Consider the following 25797-nt stretch of genomic DNA (forward strand, 5'->3'; position numbering starts at 1 on the left):
TTATAATATTTTTTATGAGGAAAGATGATCCATACCATGATATAAGAAATGAGAAAAATCAGCGTAGCTTCCTTGGAACTGTTGCATATCATGAGCAGCAATACCTACAAAATTTCCTGTAAAACCACCGGATAAAAAGCTGATATCCTGCATTTCAAAAAGTCGCTTCCAGGCAGGTCTATCTCCGACTCCATAATAAAATTGCCCGTGGGATGCATGGACTTCCACAGCTAAATGTATAGGAAGATCGTCCTGAAGCGTAATCGCTTGGGGAACTAAAGTAAATGTATTGGCTTCACATCGCATCAAGCGCAGTACCTTCCCTTGTCCTTCCTCATAGCTAATATAGGCGTACAAATAATCTTCTTCATTAAGGTACAGTAGTAGCCCCGCCATCTGCAAATAGCTTGTTGGCTGGTACTCCAGTGCTGTTTCTACCCGGAAATGATGATCTGTTTGCCGAATGGCAAGCACGTGATGCTGGAACAGACTTTGTATGGATTCCCCAGCATGGATTCGAAGGTAGCCCGGGCGCTGACTTAATGAACACCAGCTCTCGTTCGCTAGGATACGCAATGTGTTCCACGTTTTATCTAATATGCTTCCCTCGAAAAAATCCTCGAAAATATTACTCTTTTGCTCTTGGTTAACCGAAATTGTCCCTTGAGGTGCAGGCACCTCCAATTGAGGCGTATGGCCCCCCGCGGTTAATCGCAGCCAGCCTTCATCATTCCAGTACACTTGCTGCAAGGCTGTTTCCCGTCCTAAAATGGCATATTTCCCCTCTACCGGACGTGTGCATAAATGAGCCATGTACCATTCGCCGTCCGGTGTTTGTACAAGACTGCCATGTCCTGCACATTGTAACGGGAAATCCTGTCGATCACGTGATGTAAGCATCGGGTTGTGCGGGTCTACTTCATATGGTCCGGTTATTTGCTTCGAGCGTGCTACGGTAACGGCATGCCCCGTACCCGTTCCGCCTTCCGCTGTAACAAGATAGTAATAACCGTTTTGCTTGTAGATGTGAGGCGCTTCTGTTTTCTTCAAAGGAGTACAATCAAAGATTTTAACAGGCTCCCCAATGAGCTGTTGTTGCTTGCTGTCATACTCCTGCATGACGATGCCGGAAGATTTATTGCTTTCCAACATGCGGTAATCCCACAATGCGTTCAACAGCCATTTGCGTCCGTCCTCATCATGAAATAAAGACGGATCAAATCCGCTACTATTAAGATAAACGGGGTCCGACCACGGTCCTTGGATCGTAGGCGCCATCATCACAAAATTATGAACATCCTTGAACGGACGTTTGGTGCTTTTCACATCCGTATAGAGCAGATAAAAAAGGTCATCCGCATAGCTAAGCTGCGGTGCCCAAATGCTGCAATTTTTAGGATTACCTCTTAAGTCAACCTGATCGGTCAAAATATCTGTGCAGTGCTCCCAATGGGCCAAATCTTTGGACTGGTACACCCGTACTCCAGGCAGCCACTCAAACGATGACACCACAATATAGTAAGTATCTAGGGCTCGTGTAATACACGGATCGGGATTAAAGCCTTTTAATATGGGATTTTGGATCATCATGAAACCTCACTTCTCCTTACTTCCAAAATGTGACTTCAGCAAAAACCTGTTCCTTACTCCATGCTTCTGTTTCCGCTTCAAAACAATCCGCCCACGGAACACGCCGCTTACGTAACGCAGCAACTTCATTGGGTCCGTTATATTCCTGATAACAGACGGTTTTCTCGTTCGCAACATTGTTCCAATTGTCCCAGCCACGTGGGTCAATATGATCGCCCATTTTACAATCGACAAATACGGTCTTGGCATATTCCCGCCACGGACGCCCCAAAAAAACCGGGGTAATATCAGGCTCTGCAGTTAGGTAGCATTGGTTGAATACATAGCCATACGCTTGTCCTTGCGGCGTAGAGGCGGCTGTGACGTAGCTCGTTCGGTTCTTATGATGGCGTAAACTGCGAATTTCGCAATCTTCAAAATACGCGGTAGCCCCACCAAAAATAAAGTCCACCGTACCCTCTATATAACAATGCTGATAGAGCTGCCGATAGTGTCTATGGTGCTCCTTCAAATGGATTCCACCAAACTGGAGTCGTTCTTTCGGTGCAGGAGGTAGAGGGCCTGTAAATAAAGTATCCTGGTGCCCTTTAAAGGTACAGTTTCTAAAGACCGTTTCATCGCAATGAGCGTATACCGCAACGGCCTGCCCAATGGCTTCTCCCTGTCCTGCCGTGTTGGAAATCGTGAGATTTTCCAAGATCAGATGGCTACCGCCTAAAAATAAAGTGGGTGTCGCAAAGGTCCCTATTTCCTCACCCGCTTCATTCCGCTCCTTGGCATACCGATTCATTCGAATCTCTACCTGCCCGATGCCTATAATATGAAGATACGAACGGTAAATTCGCACCTCTTCCTCATAAATACCTGATAAAATAGTTAGCGTTTCCATTTCGTTGGAAGCCGACTGCTCCAATACTGCAATTGCCTCCTGAATCGTATGGAAATCACAAAAGGATTCTTTTCCAACTAGCATGGTTACCCCGATCCTTTCATTTGATTTACAGGTGCTTGGCTAAAAATGTCTGCCACGCCGTGCGCATTTGCAGCGTCTCCATATGTCCACCGCCTGCAATCACAGGCTGCCAATGCTCTGGGTGACCTGCCTGCTGGTAAGCTTCCAGCAACCCTTTTGCCAAATGCTCGACTCCTTCAATAGGACACATCCGGTCATTTTGACCTGTTATACTCATCCGTGGACGAGGTACGATCCGCTTTTGAATATCAAGGGTGGTAAAATGCTTCAGCAAGCCGGGGACATAGGAATAAAAGCCATGATGGTCCAATCCCCGTTTAGCGATTAGCGTATGGGCATCTACCTGTCCACAAATATCAACCGTAACCTGTATCCGTTCATCTAACGCAGCCATCCACCATGCCATGAGTCCGCCCATCGACATACCGATTGTTGCGATACGGGAAGCATCAATGTCTTCACGCTGGCACATATAATCCACCAAACGACGGTTATCATACAGCATCATGCCCCACAGCACTTGGCCCTGCCAGAGCATTTCCTTTACCAGCTCGCTTTCGGTTTTGCCCCCACGTTCATTGAAGCCCCACATGTCAATGCAGCATACGCAGTACCCCATGTCTGTCAGGGTTGTAGCAAACGAGGGCTGCTGCAAGTAAGAGCTGCTATGGAGCAGTTCCTTACGTCCATTCGTATAGTTGCCCCCATGCGAATGGTTAAAAACGACCATTGGAAACGGACCGTTCCCTTGCAAGGGTGTAGCTACATAAGCGGGTACAGATTCGATCCCGTTCAAGTCCAGCAGGAGACACTCCAGTCGGTACCCCTCACGCTCTTCTTCATTCAACAGAGTTGCCGTTATAGGGCGATCTGCCGGAAGGTCTCCCAACAATGCTTGTAATTTATCCACGTTGTACCTCCTTTCATGTCCTCCTAATTCATCCTATTTTGTTCAGAAGGTTGTATCGTTACTTGTTCTATCAGCTTTTCGGGCTGAGCTGTATTCTTCGAATGGCAACGATTGATTTCAACGTCTTCCCCATTCTCAATATAAAAGGCAGGACCTTGATGATTCTCAATCGTCACCTGTTGAAAACGAATATCCCTCACGTTACCTAGATAAAAACCACGGTTGTTCATATCTTCGATCCCTGTCATCATGGCCGGACGACCGGGAATTGCATTTTTAGCCATAGAAATATCAATATTGGAGAATGTAATTTCAGCAATATATTGTTCTGCTAGTCCGTATAAGAATCCAGCAGCCGCATGAACCTGTCGTGCTGTAATATCGGAAAAATGGATTCGTCTAAAGCATGGGGTTTCATCAGTAATCGGATAGGGATTTTTGTCCCACACATATTTGTCTTTGCCCCGAGGGCCGCAGAAATAATACAGATTTAGAATAAATGGACAAATGACATCTTCCATCACAATGTTGCTGACGCGAATATCCTCGATGGTTCCGCCACGTCCTCGTCTGGATTTCAGACGTATGCCCCGATCTGTTTGCTTGAACACGCAATTGCTGATCGTAACATTACGAATATCACCACTCATTTCGCTTCCCAGTACGACTGCGCCATGTCCATGCACCATCGTACAGTTGGTAATCGTAATATTTTCACATGGAATTCGCTCTTGTGTATCTTCGGTTCCTGCTTTGATCGCAATACAATCATCGCCCACATCTATATTGCAGTTGCTAATACGAACATTGGAACAGGATTCAGGATTAATGCCATCCGTATTGGGGGAGTCCGCCGGGTTAAGAATGGACAAATTATCAATCGTAACGTTATAGCAAGCGATGGGGTTCACAGTCCAACTGGGGGAATTTTTTAACATAACATCTTTAATGGTAACCCGCTGACAACGGTCAAAGCTGATTAATTTGGGTCTCGGATACTGTAACTCCTCTGGATGATTCCGGTGCTTTTCCCACCACGGCTGACCATTTCCATCCAGCGTTCCGCTACCTGTAACTGAAATATTCTCAAGATTCTGTCCATAAATGCATGACGCATGCACTTCCCGCTGAACGCCTTCCCATCTGGATTCTACTACAGGGTAATCAGCCAGATCCGTACTGAAGGACAGAATTGCTCCAGGACTTACATGTAGTTCAATGTTATTTTTCAGAAAGATAGCACCTGTCAGATACGTCCCAGACGGAACAACAACGGTTCCTCCTCCAGCATTGCTGGCCGCTTCAATGGCAGCCGCAATCGCTCCCGTAGCCAACGTTGTGCCATCCTGAACTGCTCCATAATCTACAATGTTATACAATTGCATTTCGTTCTCTCCTGTCTTTTTTTGTGAATACGAAAATGATTTATAGACTGGGCTTGAAAATACACTGGAAAACGGAATAGGCGGAATGGTGCTGGACAAGTGTCAGCGATGGTAAGCACCATCCGCCTGCGTAGTGGCAATTCATGTACACTCATGTTCAACCTATATCTTTATTTTTTCGTTTTCTTATACGCTTCCTCATACTCAGCGGTAATCCGTGATCCACCAGAGTTTTTCCAGTTTTCTACGGCTGCTTTAAATCCGGCTTCGTCAAGCTCACCCATAATAAATTTGAAGGAGGCGTCGGTAATGATTTTCTCCAGCTCTGTTCCTTGCTCATTAGCGGTGACTGAATCCAGTGGCACGGTCGGGTCCAGAACAGCAAATTCATTATTTTCTCGGACTAATTCATTAGCCAGTTCCTTTTCTGGATTGGCATCTTTTAAGTTATAAGTCACTTCACTTGGTCTGGAGCTTGAAAACGGCTGAACATCTGCTTGCCACAAATCTGTATTCGTAATTTTGAAGGCTCCATCTTTTTCGATTTTATAATGAGTGCCTTCAATACCACCGGTCATATACATATATACATCTTTGTCAATTAAATCATCTACAAATTGCAGCAGTCTCTTCAACTCAGCTTCAGTCTTAACTTCTGATTTCGGAAATGCCAGCAAACCTCCTACCCCGCTTCCCTCAGACCATACGTGGTATTTGCCATCTCCATTTGAAATCTTGTTAACTGGTACCAGCTTCAGCCCCTTTTGCAGGCCTTGGGACAAGGTTCTGAGATTAGAGATATCGATCATGCCTGTATAAATACCTGCTTTACCTTGTGCAAATTGTTGCTGCTGGTCCGTTTTAGCGGTTACAGCAAAGTCTTTAGAGAGATATCCGTTTTTGTATAACTTATTCGAATACTTTAAGGTCTCCAAATATTGGGGAGTATCAAATTCCGGCGTAAACTTTCCGCTTTCATCTACTTTCCAGCCATTAGGTGTGCCAAAGTAGGAACTTAAAGTTTTGAAGCTGCTGTAGCGTAGATCCGATCTGTCAACAAATCCAGTCGTATCCTTTTTTCCATTCCCATCCGGATCATCTTCTGTAAACGCTCTCGCAACTTCATACAACTCATCCAGTGTCGTCGGCACCTTCAATCCTAAGCGATCCAGCCAATCCTGACGAATGACCAGACCTGCCCGAGCCAGATTCTTCTGGAACGGAACGCCATACAGTACCCCTTCAATGGATGCGGCTTCTCGCACTTCAGGCGGGATCTTCTTCAAGTTTTCATAATCATCCAAATACTTTCCTACATCCCAGAATAGTCCTGATTTCAATGAACTACGCACTGAAGAGTTAGTCATCATCGTCAGCGTCACCATATCAGCCAATTCACCAGAAGCCAGTGCGGTGGTAATTCTCTCTTCTTTGGAAGCATCCGGCACCCAGTTGAACGTGATTTTAGAATTGGTGTATTCTTCAATTTTGCTTTTGATCGTTTCTGTAGGCGGAGAAGCTGTATGCAGTACGTTTAACCAGGTAAATTCCAGTTTGGATTTCGGATCATAGGTTTGGCCGCTTTGATCCTCTCCCCCCTTATCACCACAAGCTGCTAAAAAAACACTCATGACCATAAGTACAGCAAGAAGGCCTGATACTCCCTTTTTCGTCGTGATTCCCTTTTTCATCGTGTTTGCTCCTTTTCTGTTTGTATATTTATGCCATATCTTCCTCTTTCACCAGAACCTCTCGCTCTATTTTGCTGAATACCTGATGCGTCATCCACATCACGAGATAGCCCATAATACTTGCTCCGGCAAAAGTTAGAATTCCTGGGTACAAGCCTAGAATCAATGCAAATAGCACGACAATGGCTACAAAAAGAACAAGCGTGTATTGTAAATACGAAAATCCAATCACGATTGACATCTTGACCTTCAGTCTGATGCCTTTCCAATCATAGTGAGCCAGCAGCGGGAAAATATAGGCCAAAGAGATGAGATACAAAAAGGCTCCAATAAGCGTCACCACACGAACATACCAGGACGAGACGTTGACGATATCCACGTAGAGCACATAGCCCACAAGGCTGTAAAGCCCCCCAATGATGGCTGCTTCTTTAAAGCTTTCTCTAAAGTAACGTACAAACGTCGGGAAAATGGCGACTTCCTCATTGCCCCGAATCCACTGTCTTAAAATACTAAGCATAGCAACGGTTGCAGGCCCAACGCCTATAAAACCCAAGCCCAGAATCGTCGCAACCGTCCAAAGCAAATTAAGGTAGACCAGGCGCAGCAGGCGCATGCACCATTTGTTCATGTTTTCTACAAACCGTACCATTTTGCATCCTTCCCGTCGTCATTAGTAAACGCCGTCTTCACCAAATTTCTTGGCCAGTCGATTGGAGCCCATAATCAGGATTAAACCTACCACACCTTTAAAAAGTCCTACCGTCGTACTAAAACTTAATTGTCCATTCTTTAAGCCCGCAGTATAAATGTAGGTGTCAAAGATTTCGGCAACCTCGCGGTTTAAGGAGTTCAATAGCAGATACATATGCTCAAAGCCCAAATCCAACGTGCTACCGATCTTCAAAATTAACAATGTAATAATGACTGGGCGGATCGCAGGCAAGGTAACGTGCCATGTCTTTCTCAGGCGTCCAGCTCCGTCCATCTCTGCTGCCTCATACAATTGCGTATCTACCACTGTAATCGCAGATAGATAAATGATGGTAGACCAGCCAAGTTCCTTCCAAATCACTTGCCCGATGTAGACTGTTCGCAGCCATTGCGGAGAAGTTAAGAAGCTGATCTTCTCACCACCTAGCGCGGCAATCATTTCATTCAGTACCCCACCGTCTACGGTTAGGAATACATAAGAAATCGAAACAATGATAACCCATGACATAAAGTGCGGGATGTAGATAATGGTTTGGATAATGTTCTTAAAGAACATCTTCCTGACCTCGTTCAGCATAAGCGCCAAAATGATGGGCAATGGAAAAAAGATTACAATGTTCAGTGCAAACAAAACCAGCGTATTACGAAGTAGCATAAAAAACGTAGGCTCGGTAAACAAACGAATAAAATGCTTCATTCCTACCCATGGACTACCCGTGATTCCCTGAAAAGCTTGATAATCCTGAAACGCAATCACCAAGCCCCCCATAGGAAAGTACTTAAAAATAATGAAGTACACCAGTCCGGGTAAAACCATTAAATAGAGCAGCTTGTGTTTCTGCATTCGTAAAAGGCTTTCCGTCGTTCTTTTGTTCTTTTTCATTTTCATGTTTGGTGCGGGGACACTTGAAACTTTCATTAGTTCGACCTCCTTCAAACGTTCCTGTATACGTTTTCAAGAGTATGCGATTTTCAGCATTCCGCATATAATCACCAAATGATAGCGTTTACAAAATTGGGTGTGCAGCCTACTTTTCAACCTTTCACCTTAGCTAATGATTACTACACAACCTAATGATCATTCGCTTTTTTCCAGGCTTAGGGAACACCTCAAGATTTGATTATATACGGAATTCTTTCCTCTTGATAAGGTTGCCATGTAAACGATTACGAGGAGGTCAACCACATTGACACAGCCATTACGAAAACAAAAATTACGAAAAAAAGAATCGCTGGGCAGCCGTATCTTCAACATTGTAAACAGTACACTATTGATTCTCATTGCCCTCACTTGTCTCTTACCTTTTTTGAATATCATCGCCAGCTCTTTTGCCTCAACCGAAGAAGTGATAGCCAAGAAGTTCATTTTATTCCCAGTTACTTTTTCCTTGGATGCCTACCGCTATATTCTGTCGACTCCCACCATTTTTAGAGGTCTCGGGGTTTCGGTCGGCGTAACGATCGTCGGTACAGTTGTAAGTATGATATTTACTGCTTTTATGGCTTATGGATTATCCCGAAGATATCTACTCGGCCGCAATACGATTAACTTCATTGTCGTGTTTTCTATGTTGTTTAGTGGGGGGATGATTCCAACATTCCTGGTTGTAAAAAGCATGGGGCTTATCAATTCGTATTGGTCCTTGATTCTTCCTGTGGCCATTAATGCGTTTAACCTGATTATCATGCGTAACTTCTTTCAGGCGCTGCCAGATGATCTGGAGGAATCAGCCAAGATGGACGGGTGCAACGATTTTGGTATCTTCTTTAAAATTATGTTGCCATTAGCCCTGCCTTCTATTGCCACCATCTCTCTATTCTACGCTGTTGCCTACTGGAATACGTATATGCACGCCATTCTCTATATCAATGATTCTGCCAAATGGCCGATTCAAGTCTTGCTACGTCAAATTGTAATCGTTTCCAGTGGTATGCAGGCAGAAGGAACTGCTGTAGATGTCATTCCGCCTGCACAGACGATTAAGATGGCGGTCATTGTCATTGCGACCGTTCCGATGTTAATCGTGTATCCATTTGTGCAAAAGCACTTTGTCAAAGGAGCTTTGTTAGGAGCGGTTAAAGGTTAATTGGCTTGCTTCATCTTTCGGTAAGCTCCGGGTGTAACCTGTTCCTTTTTCCGAAAAGAGCGGATAAAGTTTTGCGAATTATGATATTGCAGTCGCTCGGCGATTTCTTTAATCGTCATATCTGTCTCAACGAGCCACTTCTTACTCATTTGCAGCCGGTAGCCCATCAGATATTCACTAAACGTCGTTCCGTATTCTTTTTTGAAAATACTGCTTAAATAATTCGGATTGTAATGAAGTCGGTCTCCAATGAGTTCTAATGATAATTCCTGGTCATATTCAGCACGGATAATAGCAGCAATTTTCTCCGAGAGACAGCGGAATTGCTGGTTGGTCTTCTCCTTCATGCTTTTTACCATGGGGAAAATAACTTGCTCTATCAGCATACGTTCTATCTCTTCCGGGTTACGGATGTCCAGCAAACGATGATACAAGGCATGATTGTCTTGCGTCAGCAGCACTTCAATCCCTAATAGTTGCTCTAATTGGATGAGGTTATTCACAAACCGTACCAACAGCACCTCAAAGTTCATGGAATGATTGTTTTTTATCATCATTTCCTCCAATAATGAGTGCACGGTATGATATACCTGCTCTTCGTCCCCTATTCGGATGGCATCAAATAGTTTTGATTCCAATTCCGTAGGATAATGAAGCAGCACCGGACCTGAAATGACCATGGAAATATCTTCATAAAAAATAATCGACTCTTTGCCTAAATTTAAACGGTGATGCAAAGCTTGCTTGCTCATCTCACAGGCTTCTTTACTTTCTAATAAGTTATCATACGCCGTACTAATGCCGATGCTGATGGATACATTCAAATACTCTTTTACGTTTCGAACCAAAAGGGTCGCATCATCCAGGACTTGCTTTCTCATTTCCTGTTCGCTCAACCCTGTCAAAATTAATATGGTGGCCTGAGTGTTATCGTTCAAAATGATGGGGAGCATTCGCTGCTGTTCTGGAATCGTTTCTTCTACGATTTTGTTAATAGCCAGCAGCAAAACATCTTTATCCGAGGGCTCTCGATCTCCCAGATTATCCAGTTGGACTAACAAGGTAATATACATTTGATTCTCGATCTGCGGATAACCCAAGCGTGGCATTTTTCGTGCCAATTCCTCTGCAGAAATACGTTTGCGAAACAGGTTGAGAATCAATTGCGTTTCCAACTGTGGCATTTCGGACTGAATGAGACTTTCCAAGCTTTCCTTCTCGGTAACAATATTGTCAATGGAATTAATAATCCATTCAATTTCATTTTTAGAAGGTTCATTTTTGAAAGCGAAATTAGGATTTTTAGGCAAGCTTCGTTTTATTTGCTGAAATGGCTTTGTAAAGTAAACGGCAATGAAGTACGCCACTACCACCATTAAGAGCGTTAATACAAGTCCCATCATGATGATCCCAAATTTGGTCGTTTGAAAGGCATCTGCAATTTCTTTTTTATCTAATACCGTTAAGTAAGTCCAATTATTATAGGCAGATTTGGCATAAATGACTTGTCGTGCAGGCTGCTGATCCGTTTTCTCCAAAGTTAACATACCTGTGTTGTTCGGCTTCACTGTAGCTTCTGAAATGTGCTGAAGCTGCTGGGTGGACAATAATTGTTCAGCAGGCTGGGTTTCATACATTAAATCGCCTTGCTTATTCAAAATAAAAACAGCCATATGATCCTCGGTTTGAATCGTATGATTTAACGTTTGTAGCGAAATATCCGACAGAGCAATGGCTTGCTTCTTCTTAGAGAATACAGGCAAGGTATTCACAAAACGGATTCCTTTATCTGTTTTAACCCAGAATAGTCCCTTCTCTTGGTGGTCGATATAGGTATTAACCAGCTTCTCCTTTTCTGATTTCGTTAAATAAGACAGGCTTCCATTGGAGATTCTCCAATTCTGATCCAGACTGATGAGTGAATATTCCGTTCCCTCTAATCCCATCGTAGCAATATAATTGAGCTGAGTATTCACATTCCGATACGCTATAAAATCTTTTTCTGTAATGGGATTTTTCACAACATCATTAAAGGAACTGGTCGTGCTATACGTATTAAAAGCATATTCAATCGTTTGAATTTTCTGCTCCAGGCTATTCCTGATCTGTGCCATATAGCTTTGCTTGGTATTGGAAACCCTCTCCACAACGGAGCTAATTGTTGTAAAATAGATGTAGCTGCCAAAACTGGCCACAAATCCTATTCCTAAAACCAGAATCGTAATAAAAATGGTGTAGAACATTCTTCCTTTTTTCATTGCGCTCCCCCTCTGGCTCTTTGCATCACATCAAAATTATAGCGCTTTCATAACAAGGTTTAAATCATTTTTTTCACGTGTGCATTATTTTTTACATCCGTATCATTCCAATTTAAGTCGATTTTGTTTGGTTGGCGGCAGTTAAAAAGAAATTTGGAGGAATTACTTATGTTACATGTTGTTAGTCCTAAAGAACCGATTGTAAAAGAAGAATTTCCGTCAGAAACTTCCTTTCTCTCCCTCTATCCCGTAGCAGTTCGTGAAGCTCGTCCTTTTATATTGGTATTACCTGGCGGTGGTTACGAGCATTTGGCCTCACATGAAGGAGAGCCTATAGCTCGGTGGTTGAACGATCTAGGTATTCATGCGGGTGTGCTGGAGTATCAAGTCGGTGATTTCGAGATTACTTCCTTGTTGGAGGATGTAGAACATGCTCTGCAATGGATTCGCCAAACACCGCATGACTGGCTGGTCATCCCTGACCAAGTGGGGCTCATCGGTTTTTCAGCAGGCGGTCACTTGGCCTCCATTGTCTCCACTATAGGGACGGTAAAGCCAGATCTTCTGTTGTTGGGATACCCTGTAATTTCATTTTATGAGCCTTATACACATATCGGAAGCCGTACGCATTTTTTAGGGGAACAGCCGACGCTGGAACAGCTTCAAGCCTTTTCATCCGATCGGCAAGTGACTTCAAAGACACCTCCTACTTTGATGTGGACTACAGCCAATGATGGCGCTGTACCGGTAGAAAATAGTCTGTTGTTCGCTTTTTCATTATCCAGGGAACGTATTCCGTTTGAACTGCATGTATTTGAGGAAGGACGACACGGCTTGGGACTGTCAGAGGACAACCATGAATGCCATCAATGGCTCAATCTGGCGGAAACTTGGCTTCAAAAACATGGATATGCTCGGGCGAGACAACAGATGACAACTCGACTGTTTATCGCCGGGGACTCCACTGCAGCTCAAAAAGGGGCTACCGAAAAACCGATGACAGGCTGGGGCGAATACTTGCAAAGCTACTTGGCACCGTCTGTTCATGTGGACAATCGTGCCGTCAATGGGCGAAGCACCAAATCTTTTATAGCAGAAGGCCGATTAGCTGATATTGAGAAAGACATTCAAGCTGGAGACTATCTGTTTATTCAATTTGGACACAATGATGAGAAAAAAGAAGACCCCACTCGCTACACCGATCCTGATGGAGAGTATCGTCAAAACTTAATTCAATACATTCAGTCCGCTAGAGAGCGTGGTGGAATTCCAGTGCTATTGACCTCTGTAAGCCGCCGCCGATTCACCGCAGACGGTGAACCTGATCCGCTGGCTGTAGGAGCCTATCCCGCTGCCATGAGACAAGTAGCCGAGGAAACCCAAACACCGTTGCTCGATATTTTTGAAGCTTCTCAGCGGCTTTATCGTTCCATGGGTGAAAAAGAGTCCCAGCAGCTATTTATGCATTTGCCTGAAAAAGCGCACCCTAATTACCCCGCTGGTGTAACGGATAATACCCATTTTTCTGACAAAGGAGCCAAACAGGTCGCCCAGCTTATAGCGGAAGCCATTCGTCATTGTGCGGAACTGTCTGCATTAAAACAGCGTATGGTAGAAAAGAATCCAGACAGCGGTGAGAGGCTTGCGCACCAACTTGTCAACTGATATCAAGAACTAAATAGATATAAACACGAAAAACGGACTTGGAACTAATCACTCTGACGTCCGTTTTTTATTCGCTTTAGGTCAAAGATTGCCCAGCTATAGAGAATAGTTCAAAAATGCAGTACAATAAAATGAATTTCTTTAATTGTTATATTTTAATTATTTTGTATCTTATAGGACTTTAGAATCGTTTTGTTGTATTATTTTGACAACATTTGTCGAATAAAACGAAGTCAATAATTTTACATGGTATATTTTAGGAGCTCATATCATACATCAGGAGGAATTTTTTATGAATACTAAGAAAATACTATTATCAACAGCTATGTCTTTGGGGCTAATTGGTAGTATCATCGTCCCTAGCGCTTCCGCGGCAGTAGGCCCTTCTCCGGTAATTACGCCAGTTGTACAAGTTAACGGAGTATATTACAGAACGGCTACATTGCCACGAAATTATTCCTATGCGCTGTCAAATTACCCAGGGGATACTTATAAAGTGGCGAGCGGAAATGTCACCGTCTCCGAGTCCGGCGTGGTAACAACTACCACTACAACAAATGCAAGAGTTGAGATTTACGGTGGTAACGGTAAATTGAGAATGGTGTATACCGTTAAGGTAAACTAAGGTTGGAATAAGCGTTCCTGGGAATGCGGAGTCAACGATCATTATCAAAATGGTGATTTGATAGCGAGTTTCTTAGGCACTTTGTTAAGTGATTTCGAGAATATCAAAAGAAGCACTGTCCGTTTATTGGGGCAGTGCTTTTGTTTAATGCAATCGTAATTATTATTCGTACATACACCAGCAGTAGCTAGTTTAAATAATTTGTTTAAGTAAATTAGGCGTTTATCAGTATGAAATATTTTATTGTAAGGTGGTGGTTAATTTTAATGCAAGCTTTTTGGGTTTATTACTATCCTGTCGCTATGCAATTTGATGCCCGTCCCCCTCTATATCCAGAATTAATCAAACAACTTTACTTAGATAAAGAAGTAAATGTTTTTACAAACCAAGGAGTGTTGATTAAAGGAAAAATTACGATGTTTGGGATTCAACCGATGTTGCAATGGGGCGACCTTACGGATATGTATTTATAACAGATCATACGGACCCTTCAAAACCCAAATATTGCAACCTTAAATATACAGACATACAATGGATTGCATTCACCTAAATTTAGGAAGAAAAGCTACATGAACGTAATAGAAATCGAAGTATACAATATTTAACGGTTCCTAATGCCAAAAGTTTTGAGAAAAAAGGTAGATATGATATTGAGTAATGGGTTTATTTACAAAACCGCTTATATTGAAGAAGTTGATATTTCGTCTGGCGCTAATTTTGGATCTGTTAAGTTTTTCCCTCAGGGAGCACTACCAGATGCACCCCAATTTACAACAGCTGATGATATTATAGCGATTGCTGCGGCAGGGCAGCTTGTTATACCTGGCGGAAGTACATCTGGTAGTGGTATGCCTGTCGAGAGTACGCCTGGTAGTGGTATGCCCGGTACTGGTGTGCCTGGTGATGGCTATTACCCAAGAAATTGGTATCCTCAAATGTATCCTTAACAAAATTATAGTTTTTCTTCCCCTTCCCCGTTTTGGGTATGTTATTATCCCGTTGCCTTTCACCTATATTCCTAAAACTATAAATTCTGATTTGCTCCGAAATTGAATAAAACTTTGGAGATGCTTGTTCAGTCACGATATAGTTATTGTAATTATAAAATATGAACAACTACTCTACTATAGAAGAACATGGTGGCAAGACTTCGGTCCACAATAGGTATTCCTCTCAAAAAAAGAACTTTATAAATTTGTTGAGGTGGCAAAAAACAAATGACATAATAATCTTTCGATCCGATCTGTTCCCTATCCCTCGATACCAAAAACGCTGATTCTCATAATTCCCAATACCTTTAGCGACAGTATTCAAAGGCGGTCGGCTGAGAAAAAAAAGAGTATGTGCGACAGCTTTTGTTTTACAAGAGATAAAAAGAGCAGGAAAGGTACCTTCACTGCTCTCTTATTAAATTTATTTAAAACTTCAATCCTGACCAAGAACCAACTTTAGTTTTTCCTCCCGTAGTCTTAAGCCATTTACCCAATAAATTTTTGTGTTGAGATTCAACTTCGATCCATAATTCCTTGTTTACTACCCATATTGCAAATTTTATTCTTGTTACTATGCTTGTAGGGTAAGTACCTTCAACTCTATTTTTGTCTCTATTCAATACAAACTTTTGAACAGGTATTCCGGCAACTTTTGGCGTTACTTCGATTTGGCATTCATGTACCGTGTAACTTACCGACCCTATCGAGATACTAGCTTCTCCCGAATAAAGGAGATTACCTTTACCTCCAGTTATGGCACAATTTTGAGGTGTTGGTGTTGGTGTTGGTGTTGGTGTTGGTGTCCCACCGCCTAACACTTCTAAGCCACTCAATTCATCAGGAAGATAACTTAGATTTCCATAGTTTACTCCTGTTCTGTCACTAATAATATTAATCAACTGGACTCGGTTTGTATTCGAATCATAATCTCCTACTGTGGCGGTAATTGTCCCGGTTATATTTGGTACAGTCGTTCGGATTTTTTTGCCCTTTAGATTTTTTACTTCGGGTAAGGTAATAAGCTGAAGCGATCTGACAGATGAAATAAAATTTTGCTTTCCTTTTTTTCTTAATTGCTGAGCCGGACTTTTTCGGGAAGTTTTCAAACTTCCCACCTTGTTCTTCACAATCACCACTCCTTCGCTGATCAATATGATTGTTAACTACATGCTTAGCTTATAAAGTCATAGTTATAAATGTCCGGGCAATTTTTACTTTATTTATGTCATCAACTTAAAAATACTTCGACAAATGAATAAATAGGTATATAAGGACTTCTACTAATAAGATAGTATTCTTTGTGGAAACAGTGTCCCCCAAGTTATCCTTCCTTTGGAAAAAGGTTCTCATAGATGAATTATTCAATACCATTCTTCCTTTTTCAAAAAGTTTAATTAATTTAATTGATTAATAAGAGGGTCACTTTTAAGTTTCCATCTTGTAAATCACTTTCAGTAGTCCTGTGTCACTCTTTTCCTAATGCTTCTATAAACGACAAAAAAACCCTTGCTAAGCAAGGGTTTTTGAGGAAATGGGCCCTGAGGGACTCGAACCCCCGACCAATCGGTTATGAGCCGACCGCTCTAACCAACTGAGCTAAGGGCCCTCAAAAAAACATGTATATTCACGTCACATATTCATAACAGCAACGTTAATTAATATACAACATTTTCTTGTGTTTCGTCAATAGTCTTTCGAAAATTTTCTTTTTAAAAATTATTTTCGTGTACTTACGGAATAAATCGGACACCATAACGACCTTTGCGCGAGCGGTACACCTCCACTGCGCGGGGATCATTGTAGCCATACATCCAGCCGTCGTGCTCCAACCTTTTTGCCAGACATCCTGCCTGAAATTTAGTCGTGTACAGTCTGCCATAGTAAATCCAATACATCCGAGCTCCCTCTTTTCACATGATGGTAGGAGTTAGTGTAACCGGATCGAATTCGATTTACACGGTCTGGCCATAACAATCTACAATGGTTAGTAACGAGTACGAATCGCTTTAATCATTAGACCTATTGGCCCCTATAGCTCATCTTATTTCCCAAAGGAAGCGGGGTCCTGACGCCAGGAACGCAGCAATTCCATCTCTTCTTCCTGAATGGTTCCTTCTCGCAAGGCAACATTCATCAGGGCTGTATAATTGGACAGGCTTTGCAACTCCACACTTGCTTCTTCAAAGGCTTGAGTTGCTTTGTCTAGCTGGTAGCTGAAAATGGCCAGTACCGCTAGTGGCTGAGCGCCTGCTTGTGCTACGGCCTGTGCTGCTTTAATGGAGCTACCTCCTGTAGAAATAAGATCCTCGATAACCATAACCTTCTGACCTGCGCTAATACGGCCTTCGATTTGGTTCTCTTTCCCATGTCCTTTGGCTTTGTCCCTCACATAGGCCATTGGCAGATTTAGCTTTTGCGCCACCCAGGCTGCATGAGGAATCCCTGCTGTAGCTGTCCCTGCAATGACTTCAGTTTCGGGGTATTGCTCACGAATAAGGGCAGCAAATGAGTCTGCGATCAGCTCGCGCACCTCCGGGTAGGACATGGTCAGGCGATTGTCACAGTAGATTGGCGATTTAATGCCGGATGTCCATGTAAAAGGCTGTTGTGGGCGCAATGCCACCGCCTGAATACGTAACAGATGGGATGCAATTTGCTCAGGTATACTATTGAATGTGGTCATACTTGTATCATCTCCTCAATAATGTGTTCCGCTGCGGCGCGTGGGTCTGCTGCTGCGGTGATAGGACGTCCAACGACAATGTAGCTGCTGCCTTGTGCAATGGCTTGGCCAGGTGTAAGCACACGCGACTGATCTCCTGTAGCACTACCTGCCGGGCGTATGCCAGGAGTTATCGTCTTAAAGTCTGATCCACATACAGCACGAATGGCAGGCACTTCCAAAGGTGAAGCTACCACACCATCCAGTCCCGCCTCACGGGTCAGTTGTGCGTAACGAACCACTGCATCCTGTACCGTACCAGGAATACCTAATTCCTTATTCATGGTCGTCTGATCTGTGCTGGTCAGCTGTGTGACTGCAATAATAAGCGGCATGGAAAGCGAGCTGTCTGCGGAAATAGCTGCTTCTGCACCAGCTTTAGCGGCTGACATCATATTAACGCCCCCAGCAGCATGTACGTTGAACATATCTACACCTAAGCGGGTAATGCTCTCTGCCCCTCCCCGCACCGTGTTAGGGATATCATGCATTTTTACATCCAGAAATACGGAGTATCCTCTGGACTTTAGCTGTTCTACAAAAGCTGGCCCTGCACTATAAAACAGTTGCATACCTACTTTTATATAACAAGGAATCCCTTCTAGCTGCCGAATTAACTGCTCAGCCTGTTGTGCATTGGGATAATCTAACGCAACCATCAGCCGTCCTGCCATCTGCTGAAATGCTCCATTCACCGTTCTCCATCCCCTCTTTACGTCAATTCGGGTGCATTTGCCCGTGATAAAGGACATCCGTCAGCCGAAGCTGATGAATGTCCTTCCCTGTGCTACTTATTTCCTCACATCTATTCGTAACGCATTATTTGCTCAGGACCGGCATGGATTCGGATGTGAAATTGATTGTTTCCAGCATTCTTAGCAAAGCGCGTACTGTATCCAGTGAGGTCATGCAGACAATGCCATTCTCAACTGCTTCGCGGCGGATACGGAATCCATCACGCTCTGGCGTTTTGCCTTTGGTCAACGTATTGAAGACAAAGTTGGCTTCACCCGTACGGATCATATCCAGGATGTTCGGGTTCCCTTCGCTCAGCTTATTGATCGTGTTCACTGGAATGTTGGCTTGCTCCATAGCAGCCGCTGTTCCACCTGTTGCAATAATTTTATAGCCCAGTCTGTAAAAGCCCTGCATCAACTCGACAGCTTCTTCTTTGTCTTTATCTGCCACTGTGATGATTATTGCTCCAGTGGATGGAATTTTCATGCCAGCCCCCACAAGTCCTTTGTACAGTGCTTTGGCATACTGAATATCGCGTCCCATAACTTCACCTGTCGATTTCATTTCCGGGCCCAGCGTCGGCTCTACACGGCGCAGTTTGGCAAAGGAGAATACCGGAACCTTAACCGAGACATAATTACTTTCAGGCCATAGACCTTCTGAATAACCTGCATCTTTAAGCTTACCGCCCAAAATAGCCTGTGTCGCCAGATTTGCCATCGGAATATTTGTTACTTTACTCAAGAAAGGAACCGTCCGCGAGGAGCGAGGATTAACCTCGATTACGTACACCTCGTCTTGATGAATAACAAACTGGATATTTACCAGACCGATGGTCTTCAATTCCTTAGCGATGCTGATTGTAATTTCCACAATTTTTTGTTTCAACTCGGCAGACAAGTGCTGTGGTGGATACACCGCGATAGAGTCACCTGAGTGAACCCCGGCCCGTTCTACATGCTCCATAATGCCTGGTACCAATACTGTCTCGCCGTCGCAGATGGCGTCAACCTCAACTTCTTTACCCAACATATAACGGTCGATGAGCACCGGGTGCTCTGGATTGATTTTAACCGCTTCTTCCATGTACCGCAGCAATTCCGTATCTGAGTACACGATTTCCATAGCGCGTCCGCCCAGAACGTAGGATGGACGTACCAGAACCGGATAGCCCAGCGCCTGTGCGGTTCCTACTGCTTCATCAACTGATGTGACCGTGTTGCCTTTAGGCTGTGCGATAGCCAGACGAGACAAAAGTTGCTCAAACTTCTTCCGGTCTTCCGCTTCATCGATACTTTCCAGACTCGTACCCAAAATATTCACGCCTGCCGCACTCAGTGGAGCTGCGAGATTAATGGCCGTTTGACCCCCGAACTGGACGATAACCCCAATCGGTTTTTCCTGCTCGATAACATTCATTACATCTTCGAAGAAGAGCGGTTCAAAGTAGAGGCGGTCAGATGTGTTAAAGTCCGTAGATACCGTCTCCGGGTTGTTATTGATAATCACTGCTTCGTAGCCCGCTTTTTGAATAGCCCATACCGCATGTACGGTGGAGTAATCAAATTCAATCCCTTGCCCGATCCGAATCGGTCCGGAACCGAGTACGATAACTTTCTCTTTGCTAGATGGAATCACTTCATTTTCCACCTCGTAAGAGGAGTAGTAGTACGGAGTTGTGGCTTCAAACTCGGCTGCGCATGTGTCTACCATTTTGTAGACCGGACGCAGGTTTTGAGCTAGACGGAATTCACGTACCTCACGCTCGGTTGTCATACTGTCGTTTTGGCCCATACTGCGAATCTCGGCGATCGAGCGGTCGGTAAAGCCTTTACGTTTGGCCTGATAGAGTGTTTCGTTGGTCAGCTCAGATTCTCCAGCGATGATGGCTTCGAACTTGATGATTCCCTCTACCTTATCGAGGAACCACCAGTCAATTTTCGTCAAATCTTGAATCTCCTGCTGCTGCCAGCCGCGACGGAACGCCTCAGCTACCAAGAACAACCGCTCATCATCTGCTTTAATCAGACGATCCTTGAGCACGTCATCAGACAGCTGTTCGGCTCCCTTAAGATGCAGACGGTGTACACCGATTTCCAATGACCGTACCGCTTTCTGGATGGACTCTTCGAATGTGCGTCCGATGGCCATGACTTCACCCGTTGCTTTCATTTGCGTGCCCAGCTTGCGGTTGGCAGAAATGAATTTGTCAAATGGCCAGCGTGGTATTTTGCTTACGATGTAGTCCAATGTTGGCTCAAAGCAAGCATACGTCTGTCCCGTTACCGGATTCACAATTTCATCCAACGTGTAACCCAGTGCAATTTTGGCAGCCATTTTAGCAATCGGATATCCGGTTGCCTTGGAAGCGAGCGCCGAGGAGCGGCTTACGCGCGGGTTTACTTCAATGACATAGTATTGATAGCTGTGCGGATCAAGCGCAAACTGTACATTACAACCGCCTTCGATATTGAGGGCGCGGATAATTTTCAGAGAAGCAGAGCGCAGCATTTGGTATTCGCGATCTGACAGCGTCTGACTCGGAGCTACGACAATACTGTCGCCAGTATGCACGCCGACTGGATCAAAGTTCTCCATATTGCAGACAACGATACAGTTATCATTGCCGTCACGCATGACCTCATATTCGACTTCCTTCATACCTGCGATACTCTTTTCCACCAAACATTGTCCGATTGGACTGTATCTCAAGCCAGAGCTGACGGTTTCACGCAGTTCTTCTTCTGTGGAGCAGATACCACCGCCTGTTCCCCCTAGCGTATAAGCCGGGCGAACGATAATTGGATAACCGATTTCGTTAGCAAATTCTAACGATTCTTCCAAGGTTGTTACAATGACACTCTCCGGTACAGGCTGTTCCAACTCGCGCATCAAATCACGGAACAGATCACGATCTTCGGCTTTTTCTATTGAATTCAGTTGAGTTCCCAGCAGCTTGACGTTTTCACGCTCCAGCACTCCGGCGCGAGCCAGTTCCACTGCCATATTCAGACCTGTCTGTCCTCCCAGCGTAGGAAGCAGACCATCTGGACGCTCTTGACGGATAATCTGTGTTACAAAGTCAAGTGTAATCGGCTCGATGTATACTTTGTCTGCCATGTTAGTGTCTGTCATGATGGTTGCCGGATTACTGTTGATCAGTACTACCTCGACGCCTTCTTCTTTGAGCGCTTGACAAGCTTGTGTACCAGCGTAATCAAATTCTGCTGCCTGACCAATGACGATAGGACCGGAACCGATCACAAGTATTTTTTTAAGTTCTGTATTTTTCGGCATATTAGCGCTCTCCTCTCACTGCGGCGGCGATAGCAGCCTGACGCGGTTGCTTTGGATGATTTCTTTTGTGCTCACGGATCATGTCCAGAAAGCGGTCAAACAGGTAACCATTATCGTAAGGTCCTGGTGCAGCCTCTGGATGATATTGCACCGAAAACGCGGGATACTTGGTATGTTTAAGACCTTCAATCGTTTTATCGTTGTTATTAATATGCGTCACTTCAAGCTCAGTACCTTGGATCGAATCCTCATTCACCGTGTAGCCGTGATTTTGTGATGTGATAAAACAGCGTCCGCTCTCCAGTTCTTTCACCGGATGGTTACCACCGCGATGTCCGAATTTCAGCTTTTCCGTATCCGCTCCCGAAGCTAAAGCGAACAACTGGTGTCCCAAGCAAATTCCGAAAATCGGATATTCCCCTAACAATTCAGCTACCGTACGAACGGCATAGGGTACGTCTTTCGGATCCCCAGGGCCGTTAGACAGCTGAATACCGTCCGGGTCCAAGCGGCGAATTTCCTCAGCCGTCGTATCATGCGGAACGACAACCACATCGCAGTCCCGTTTGTTCAGTTCGCGCAAAATGCCGCTTTTTGCACCATAGTCAATTAATACGATCCGCTCTCCGTTGCCAGGACTGCTGTACGGATGAGGTGTAGAAGTCATAGGAACCTGATTGCGCAGTTCTTCAATGGTCAAGTCAGACATCATTTCTTTCAGTTCTTCCAGCGGCTGGGAACCAGTCGTCAAAATGCCCTTCATCGTGCCGTGATGGCGAATAATCCGGGTAAGCATGCGGGTGTCGATGTCGCTAATGCCAATGATGCCATATTCCTTCAGCAAATCGCCCACGCTGTATTGAGCACGCCAGTTACTTGGCGCTGGCTCGTAATGTCTAACAGCAAAGCCATGGACATAAGGCCGTACCGATTCAAAGTCATCACGAGTAATTCCATAGTTGCCAATCAGCGGGTAAGTCATCGTTACGATTTGTCCGCAGTAAGAGGGATCAGTAAGCACCTCTTGATAGCCTGTAATCCCTGTGTTGAAAACGACCTCACCTGTTTTATCACCTTCCGCACCAAATGATGTGCCTGTAAACAGCGTGCCGTCCTGAAGTAACAATCTTGCCTGCATCCCGTCTCACTCCTCTATATTGTTTCCTGCTATAAGGTTCTATTTTTTTAGTGGTTTCTATTTATTTTGCTTCGTCAGCAGACCATACCAGTTTGCCATCTACCCAAGTTTTCACAGGCCAGCCTTTGAGCTTCCAGCCTGTAAACGGAGTGTTGCGTCCTTTGCTGGCAAACGTTTGCGGATCAACTGCCTGCTCCTGCTCCAGATCAATCATGGTGAGGTCAGCTGGAGCCCCTTCTTCCAGGCGTCCCGTATCAAGGCGGAAGACACGCGCTGGATCAGCAGTCATACGACGCACCAGAAAGTCCAGCGTCCACTGTCCGGTAGCTACGAATTTCGTGTACAACAGCGGGAAGGCCGTCTCAAATCCAACGATCCCGAATGGCGCCAGCTCCATCCCCCTTGCCTTCTCTTCCTCACTGTGCGCTGCATGGTCGGTTACGACGATGTCAATCGTACCGTCTTCCAGTCCCTCGATGCATGCCTGCACATCACGTGGGGAGCGTAGCGGAGGATTCATTTTCCAGTTCGCATCCAGCCCAGGGATATCCTCATCTGACAATACCAAGTGGTGCGGGCATACCTCAGCCGTTACCTTGATGCCAAAAGATTTCGCATGGCGGATTAACCGCACTGACTGCTCCGTGCTGACATGGCATACATGATAGTGTGCCCCGGTTGCCTCGGATAGTAAAATGTCCCGTCCGACGTGAATCGCTTCAGATTCGTTCGGAATGCCTTTAAGCCCGTGGCGCTTGGCAAATTCGCCGTCCGTCACTGCCGCTCCTTCAACAAGTGTGTTATCCTCACAGTGTGCAATAACCGGCATATCCAGTGCTTTGGCCCGCGCCATGGCGTCCTTCATCATTTGCGCGCTTTGCACCCCGACACCATCGTCAGTAAAGCCGATGGCACCTGCTGCTTTGAGCGCTTCAAAATCTGTCAGCTCACGACCCAGTTCGTTTTTCGTAATGGCTGCGTAAGGAAGAACCTTGGCAAGCCCGGCTTCCTGTCCCTTTTTCAATACCAGCTGAACTGTGTCCACATTGTCCGTCACTGGACGGGTGTTTGGCATGCAGGCAATCGTCGTAAATCCGCCTTTCACCGCTGCGCGGCTGCCCGTTTCAATCGTTTCTTTATATTCAAAGCCGGGTTCTCTCAGATGCACATGCATGTCGATTAAACCGGGGATGACCAGCTTTCCCTGGGCGTCAACCTTCTCGACTTCGCGCTCCTGCCCAGATGCGCCTTCTTCCATAAGTAGGCTGATTCCAGCATCCGCACTTGCGATAGCCAAAATCTTTCCGTCGGCAATTAGGATAGATTTCAATTCAGCCTCGCCCTGCTCGTTCAATACGCTTGCATTCATAATTAATTGTTTCATCTGAAATATTCCTCCGCTCAGTTTTTTGCAACTTTTCCCTACGATCCTACTGACAGCTTCTACAGCTTCATTGCCCGTTCCATAACCGCCATGCGGATCGGAACCCCGTTTGCCATTTGCGGAAAAATTCGCGATTGTTCGCTTTCCACAACTGCACTATCAATTTCCACATTCCGATTCACTGGAGCTGGATGCATGATAATCGTTCCGGGCTTCAGGTTCGCTGCTCTTTTCTCTGTCAAACCGTACTGCTCTCGGTATTCATCCGCTGAGCGCAACATTCCTTCGGCATGCCGTTCCAGCTGTACCCGAAGCATCATGACCACGTCCGCCTGTAGTGCCTCTTGCATCGGAACATAAGGCGCGTAGGCCGCAAGATCAGGTGCTTGCATATTATCAGGAGCGCAGAAGCTAACCTTGGCTCCAAATTTTTGCAAGGCCCACAGATTTGAGCGGGCGACACGGCTGTGCAGAATGTCTCCTATGATGGATACTCTCAAGTCTTTAAGCTCACCGAAAGTTTTGCGCATGGTGTACAGGTCCAGCAGAGCCTGCGTTGGATGCTCATTGTTGCCGTCCCCCGCATTAACCAGTGGAACACTGACCTTCTCAGCGAGTTCTTGCAGCACTCCGGCTGGCTTTAACCGGATGACTCCTGCATCAATGCCCATGGATTCGAGCGTACGTACTGTATCGTAAATGGACTCCCCTTTTTCCACACTGGAAGCCGCAGCGGAAAAGTTCAAAACCTGAGCGCCCAGCCGCTTCTCTGCCATTTCAAAAGAAAAGCGGGTACGAGTGCTGTTTTCAAAAAACATGTTGGCCGCAAAGCGTGATTGCAGTACTGGAACCAGTTTTTCTGGTTGAGATTCCCAATAATGAGCGCGATCCAGAATGGACTCGATTTCATTTCGGCTAAGTTCCTTTAACCCGAGTAGGCTACGCTCTTTAAGTTGACTGGCTGTGGTGATCATAGCTGTTCCCCCCGGTTCTGAATGATTGTCACTTCGTCCTTACCGTCCGTCTCTTGAAGGGCTACTACGATTTCCTCAGATTTGGAGGTCGGGATGTTCTTGCCGATGTAATCCGGACGAATCGGAAGCTCACGGTGTCCGCGATCCGCTAGCACTGCCAGCTGAATCATTTGCGGTCGTCCGCAGTGCATCAATGCATCCATCGCCGCGCGGATGGTGCGGCCTGTGTACAGCACATCGTCAAAGAGAATGACTTTCTTATCATGAACCGATACGTCAGCAGGATTCATCAAAAGCTCTTTTCCATTTCCTTTAGCTTCGGCTACGCTGTTCCGGTCATCCCGGTAGGCTGTGACGTCCAGCTCTCCCCATGGAATTGGTGCGCCTTCAATCTCAGCAATTTTTTCAGCCAGGCGTTGCGCCAGATGAACTCCGCGTGTTCGAATACCTACTAGCACACAATCGTCAATACCTTTGTTTTTCTCCAAAATTTCATGTGCAATCCGTGTCAATGCCCGACGAATCGCAATTTCATCCATCAGTACATGTGTTTCATTACTCATGCTTCCAGCCTCCTCAGGTGATGTTCCCTTCAGACCTGGTCCCGTGTTCGGATACAAAAAAGACTCCTTGCCCAAGTTTGGCAAGGAGTCT

The 25797-nt window shown here is 45.1% G+C and carries 22 protein-coding genes and 1 tRNA gene; 5 read left to right on the forward strand and 18 right to left on the reverse strand.

What is annotated here, in order from left to right; all coding sequences use genetic code 11:
• Window positions 1–12 precede the first annotated feature (12 nt).
• The 7 genes from MKY35_RS16640 to MKY35_RS16670 form a co-directional block, all read right to left on the reverse strand.
• A complete protein-coding gene (locus MKY35_RS16640; RefSeq protein WP_342444279.1) occupies window positions 13–1590 on the reverse strand; it encodes a glycoside hydrolase family 43 protein in 1578 nt (525 codons plus the stop codon).
• A gap of 16 nt (window positions 1591–1606) precedes the next feature.
• Window positions 1607–2563: a pectinesterase family protein gene (locus MKY35_RS16645; protein ID WP_342444280.1), complete on the reverse strand. Its 957-nt coding sequence runs from the start codon at window positions 2561–2563 to the stop codon at window positions 1607–1609.
• Window positions 2564–2588: 25 nt separating this feature from the next.
• Complete coding sequence (locus tag MKY35_RS16650; RefSeq protein WP_029517724.1) at window positions 2589–3473, reverse strand: prolyl oligopeptidase family serine peptidase; 885 nt, start codon at window positions 3471–3473, stop codon at window positions 2589–2591.
• A gap of 23 nt (window positions 3474–3496) precedes the next feature.
• Window positions 3497–4858, reverse strand: coding sequence for a glycoside hydrolase family 28 protein (locus tag MKY35_RS16655; RefSeq protein ID WP_342444281.1), 1362 nt, complete (start codon window positions 4856–4858; stop codon window positions 3497–3499).
• A gap of 170 nt (window positions 4859–5028) precedes the next feature.
• A complete protein-coding gene (locus MKY35_RS16660; RefSeq protein ID WP_029517726.1) occupies window positions 5029–6549 on the reverse strand; it encodes an extracellular solute-binding protein in 1521 nt (506 codons plus the stop codon).
• A gap of 28 nt (window positions 6550–6577) precedes the next feature.
• Entirely contained in the window at window positions 6578–7201 is a 624-nt protein-coding gene (locus MKY35_RS16665) for a DUF624 domain-containing protein (RefSeq protein ID WP_342444282.1), read from the reverse strand.
• A 21-nt stretch (window positions 7202–7222) separates the two neighbouring features.
• Window positions 7223–8182, reverse strand: a complete 960-nt coding sequence (locus MKY35_RS16670) for a sugar ABC transporter permease (RefSeq protein ID WP_023989418.1) — start codon at window positions 8180–8182, stop codon at window positions 7223–7225.
• A gap of 268 nt (window positions 8183–8450) precedes the next feature.
• On the opposite strand from MKY35_RS16670, the gene MKY35_RS16675 reads away from it, so the two are divergent.
• On the forward strand, window positions 8451–9350 hold the full coding sequence (locus MKY35_RS16675; RefSeq protein ID WP_013311057.1) for a carbohydrate ABC transporter permease: 900 nt from the start codon (window positions 8451–8453) through the stop codon (window positions 9348–9350).
• Here MKY35_RS16675 and MKY35_RS16680 read toward each other — a convergent pair.
• The gene (locus MKY35_RS16680) at window positions 9347–11608 is read right to left on the reverse strand and encodes a helix-turn-helix domain-containing protein (protein WP_342444283.1); all 2262 of its coding nucleotides are present in this window, start codon (window positions 11606–11608) and stop codon (window positions 9347–9349) included. The genes MKY35_RS16675 and MKY35_RS16680 overlap by 4 nt on opposite strands.
• A 168-nt stretch (window positions 11609–11776) precedes the next feature.
• Between MKY35_RS16680 and MKY35_RS16685 the strand changes: the two genes are divergently transcribed.
• From MKY35_RS16685 to MKY35_RS16700, 4 genes are all read left to right on the forward strand, one after another.
• Entirely contained in the window at window positions 11777–13273 is a 1497-nt protein-coding gene (locus MKY35_RS16685) for a GDSL-type esterase/lipase family protein (RefSeq protein ID WP_342444284.1), read from the forward strand.
• Between the two features lie 292 nt (window positions 13274–13565).
• Window positions 13566–13898: a hypothetical protein gene (locus MKY35_RS16690; RefSeq protein ID WP_342444285.1), complete on the forward strand. Its 333-nt coding sequence runs from the start codon at window positions 13566–13568 to the stop codon at window positions 13896–13898.
• 230 nt (window positions 13899–14128) lie between these two features.
• Window positions 14129–14371 carry a hypothetical protein gene (locus tag MKY35_RS16695; RefSeq protein ID WP_342444286.1) on the forward strand — a complete coding sequence of 81 codons (243 nt, stop codon included), beginning with the start codon at window positions 14129–14131 and terminating at the stop codon, window positions 14369–14371.
• A 141-nt stretch (window positions 14372–14512) separates the two neighbouring features.
• Window positions 14513–14845: a hypothetical protein gene (locus MKY35_RS16700; protein WP_342444287.1), complete on the forward strand. Its 333-nt coding sequence runs from the start codon at window positions 14513–14515 to the stop codon at window positions 14843–14845.
• Between the two features lie 470 nt (window positions 14846–15315).
• Here the strand turns inward: MKY35_RS16700 and MKY35_RS16705 are convergent, their stop codons facing one another.
• The 10 genes from MKY35_RS16705 to pyrR form a co-directional block, all read right to left on the reverse strand.
• Entirely contained in the window at window positions 15316–16017 is a 702-nt protein-coding gene (locus MKY35_RS16705) for a hypothetical protein (protein WP_342444288.1), read from the reverse strand.
• A gap of 405 nt (window positions 16018–16422) precedes the next feature.
• Window positions 16423–16496: transfer RNA gene (locus tag MKY35_RS16710), tRNA-Ile, on the reverse strand.
• 124 nt (window positions 16497–16620) lie between these two features.
• Window positions 16621–16785 carry a hypothetical protein gene (locus MKY35_RS16715; protein ID WP_014282411.1) on the reverse strand — a complete coding sequence of 55 codons (165 nt, stop codon included), beginning with the start codon at window positions 16783–16785 and terminating at the stop codon, window positions 16621–16623.
• Window positions 16786–16931: 146 nt separating this feature from the next.
• Window positions 16932–17573 (reverse strand): orotate phosphoribosyltransferase, encoded by a 642-nt coding sequence (pyrE, locus tag MKY35_RS16720; RefSeq protein WP_342444289.1) that lies wholly within the window; start codon window positions 17571–17573, stop codon window positions 16932–16934.
• Window positions 17570–18364, reverse strand: coding sequence for an orotidine-5'-phosphate decarboxylase (gene pyrF / locus MKY35_RS16725; protein ID WP_342444290.1), 795 nt, complete (start codon window positions 18362–18364; stop codon window positions 17570–17572). Before pyrF ends, pyrE begins: the two co-directional genes overlap by 4 nt.
• Window positions 18365–18431: 67 nt before the next feature.
• Window positions 18432–21647, reverse strand: coding sequence for a carbamoyl-phosphate synthase large subunit (gene carB / locus MKY35_RS16730; RefSeq protein WP_342444291.1), 3216 nt, complete (start codon window positions 21645–21647; stop codon window positions 18432–18434).
• A 1-nt stretch (window position 21648) separates the two neighbouring features.
• Entirely contained in the window at window positions 21649–22785 is a 1137-nt protein-coding gene (gene carA / locus MKY35_RS16735; RefSeq protein WP_069010289.1) for a glutamine-hydrolyzing carbamoyl-phosphate synthase small subunit, read from the reverse strand.
• 61 nt (window positions 22786–22846) lie between these two features.
• Window positions 22847–24169, reverse strand: coding sequence for a dihydroorotase (locus MKY35_RS16740; protein ID WP_165149116.1), 1323 nt, complete (start codon window positions 24167–24169; stop codon window positions 22847–22849).
• A 59-nt stretch (window positions 24170–24228) separates the two neighbouring features.
• Window positions 24229–25143 carry an aspartate carbamoyltransferase catalytic subunit gene (locus tag MKY35_RS16745; RefSeq protein WP_165149113.1) on the reverse strand — a complete coding sequence of 305 codons (915 nt, stop codon included), beginning with the start codon at window positions 25141–25143 and terminating at the stop codon, window positions 24229–24231.
• Window positions 25140–25706, reverse strand: a complete 567-nt coding sequence (gene pyrR, locus MKY35_RS16750) for a bifunctional pyr operon transcriptional regulator/uracil phosphoribosyltransferase PyrR (RefSeq protein ID WP_029517736.1) — start codon at window positions 25704–25706, stop codon at window positions 25140–25142. The genes MKY35_RS16745 and pyrR overlap by 4 nt, the downstream gene beginning before the upstream one ends.
• Window positions 25707–25797: the final 91 nt, after the last annotated feature.

The sequence above is a fragment of the Paenibacillus sp. FSL L8-0638 genome (genome assembly GCF_038593075.1).
GTDB lineage: Bacteria > Bacillota > Bacilli > Paenibacillales > Paenibacillaceae > Paenibacillus > Paenibacillus polymyxa_D.

Coding starts and splice junctions, on each gene's coding strand:
- pyrF (WP_342444290.1), bottom strand. CDS start 18,364: ATGTCCTTTATCACGGGCAAATGCACCCGAATTGACGTAAAGAGGGGA.
- MKY35_RS16655 (WP_342444281.1), bottom strand. CDS start 4,858: ATGCAATTGTATAACATTGTAGATTATGGAGCAGTTCAGGATGGCACA.
- MKY35_RS16695 (WP_342444286.1), top strand. CDS start 14,129: ATGAAATATTTTATTGTAAGGTGGTGGTTAATTTTAATGCAAGCTTTT.
- pyrE (WP_342444289.1), bottom strand. CDS start 17,573: ATGACCACATTCAATAGTATACCTGAGCAAATTGCATCCCATCTGTTA.
- MKY35_RS16665 (WP_342444282.1), bottom strand. CDS start 7,201: ATGGTACGGTTTGTAGAAAACATGAACAAATGGTGCATGCGCCTGCTG.
- MKY35_RS16685 (WP_342444284.1), top strand. CDS start 11,777: ATGTTACATGTTGTTAGTCCTAAAGAACCGATTGTAAAAGAAGAATTT.
- MKY35_RS16640 (WP_342444279.1), bottom strand. CDS start 1,590: ATGATGATCCAAAATCCCATATTAAAAGGCTTTAATCCCGATCCGTGT.
- MKY35_RS16670 (WP_023989418.1), bottom strand. CDS start 8,182: ATGAAAGTTTCAAGTGTCCCCGCACCAAACATGAAAATGAAAAAGAAC.
- MKY35_RS16660 (WP_029517726.1), bottom strand. CDS start 6,549: ATGAAAAAGGGAATCACGACGAAAAAGGGAGTATCAGGCCTTCTTGCT.
- carA (WP_069010289.1), bottom strand. CDS start 22,785: ATGCAGGCAAGATTGTTACTTCAGGACGGCACGCTGTTTACAGGCACA.
- MKY35_RS16715 (WP_014282411.1), bottom strand. CDS start 16,785: ATGTATTGGATTTACTATGGCAGACTGTACACGACTAAATTTCAGGCA.
- MKY35_RS16680 (WP_342444283.1), bottom strand. CDS start 11,608: ATGAAAAAAGGAAGAATGTTCTACACCATTTTTATTACGATTCTGGTT.
- MKY35_RS16740 (WP_165149116.1), bottom strand. CDS start 24,169: ATGAAACAATTAATTATGAATGCAAGCGTATTGAACGAGCAGGGCGAG.
- MKY35_RS16745 (WP_165149113.1), bottom strand. CDS start 25,143: ATGATCACCACAGCCAGTCAACTTAAAGAGCGTAGCCTACTCGGGTTA.
- MKY35_RS16690 (WP_342444285.1), top strand. CDS start 13,566: ATGAATACTAAGAAAATACTATTATCAACAGCTATGTCTTTGGGGCTA.
- carB (WP_342444291.1), bottom strand. CDS start 21,647: ATGCCGAAAAATACAGAACTTAAAAAAATACTTGTGATCGGTTCCGGT.
- MKY35_RS16645 (WP_342444280.1), bottom strand. CDS start 2,563: ATGCTAGTTGGAAAAGAATCCTTTTGTGATTTCCATACGATTCAGGAG.
- pyrR (WP_029517736.1), bottom strand. CDS start 25,706: ATGAGTAATGAAACACATGTACTGATGGATGAAATTGCGATTCGTCGG.
- MKY35_RS16700 (WP_342444287.1), top strand. CDS start 14,513: ATGCCAAAAGTTTTGAGAAAAAAGGTAGATATGATATTGAGTAATGGG.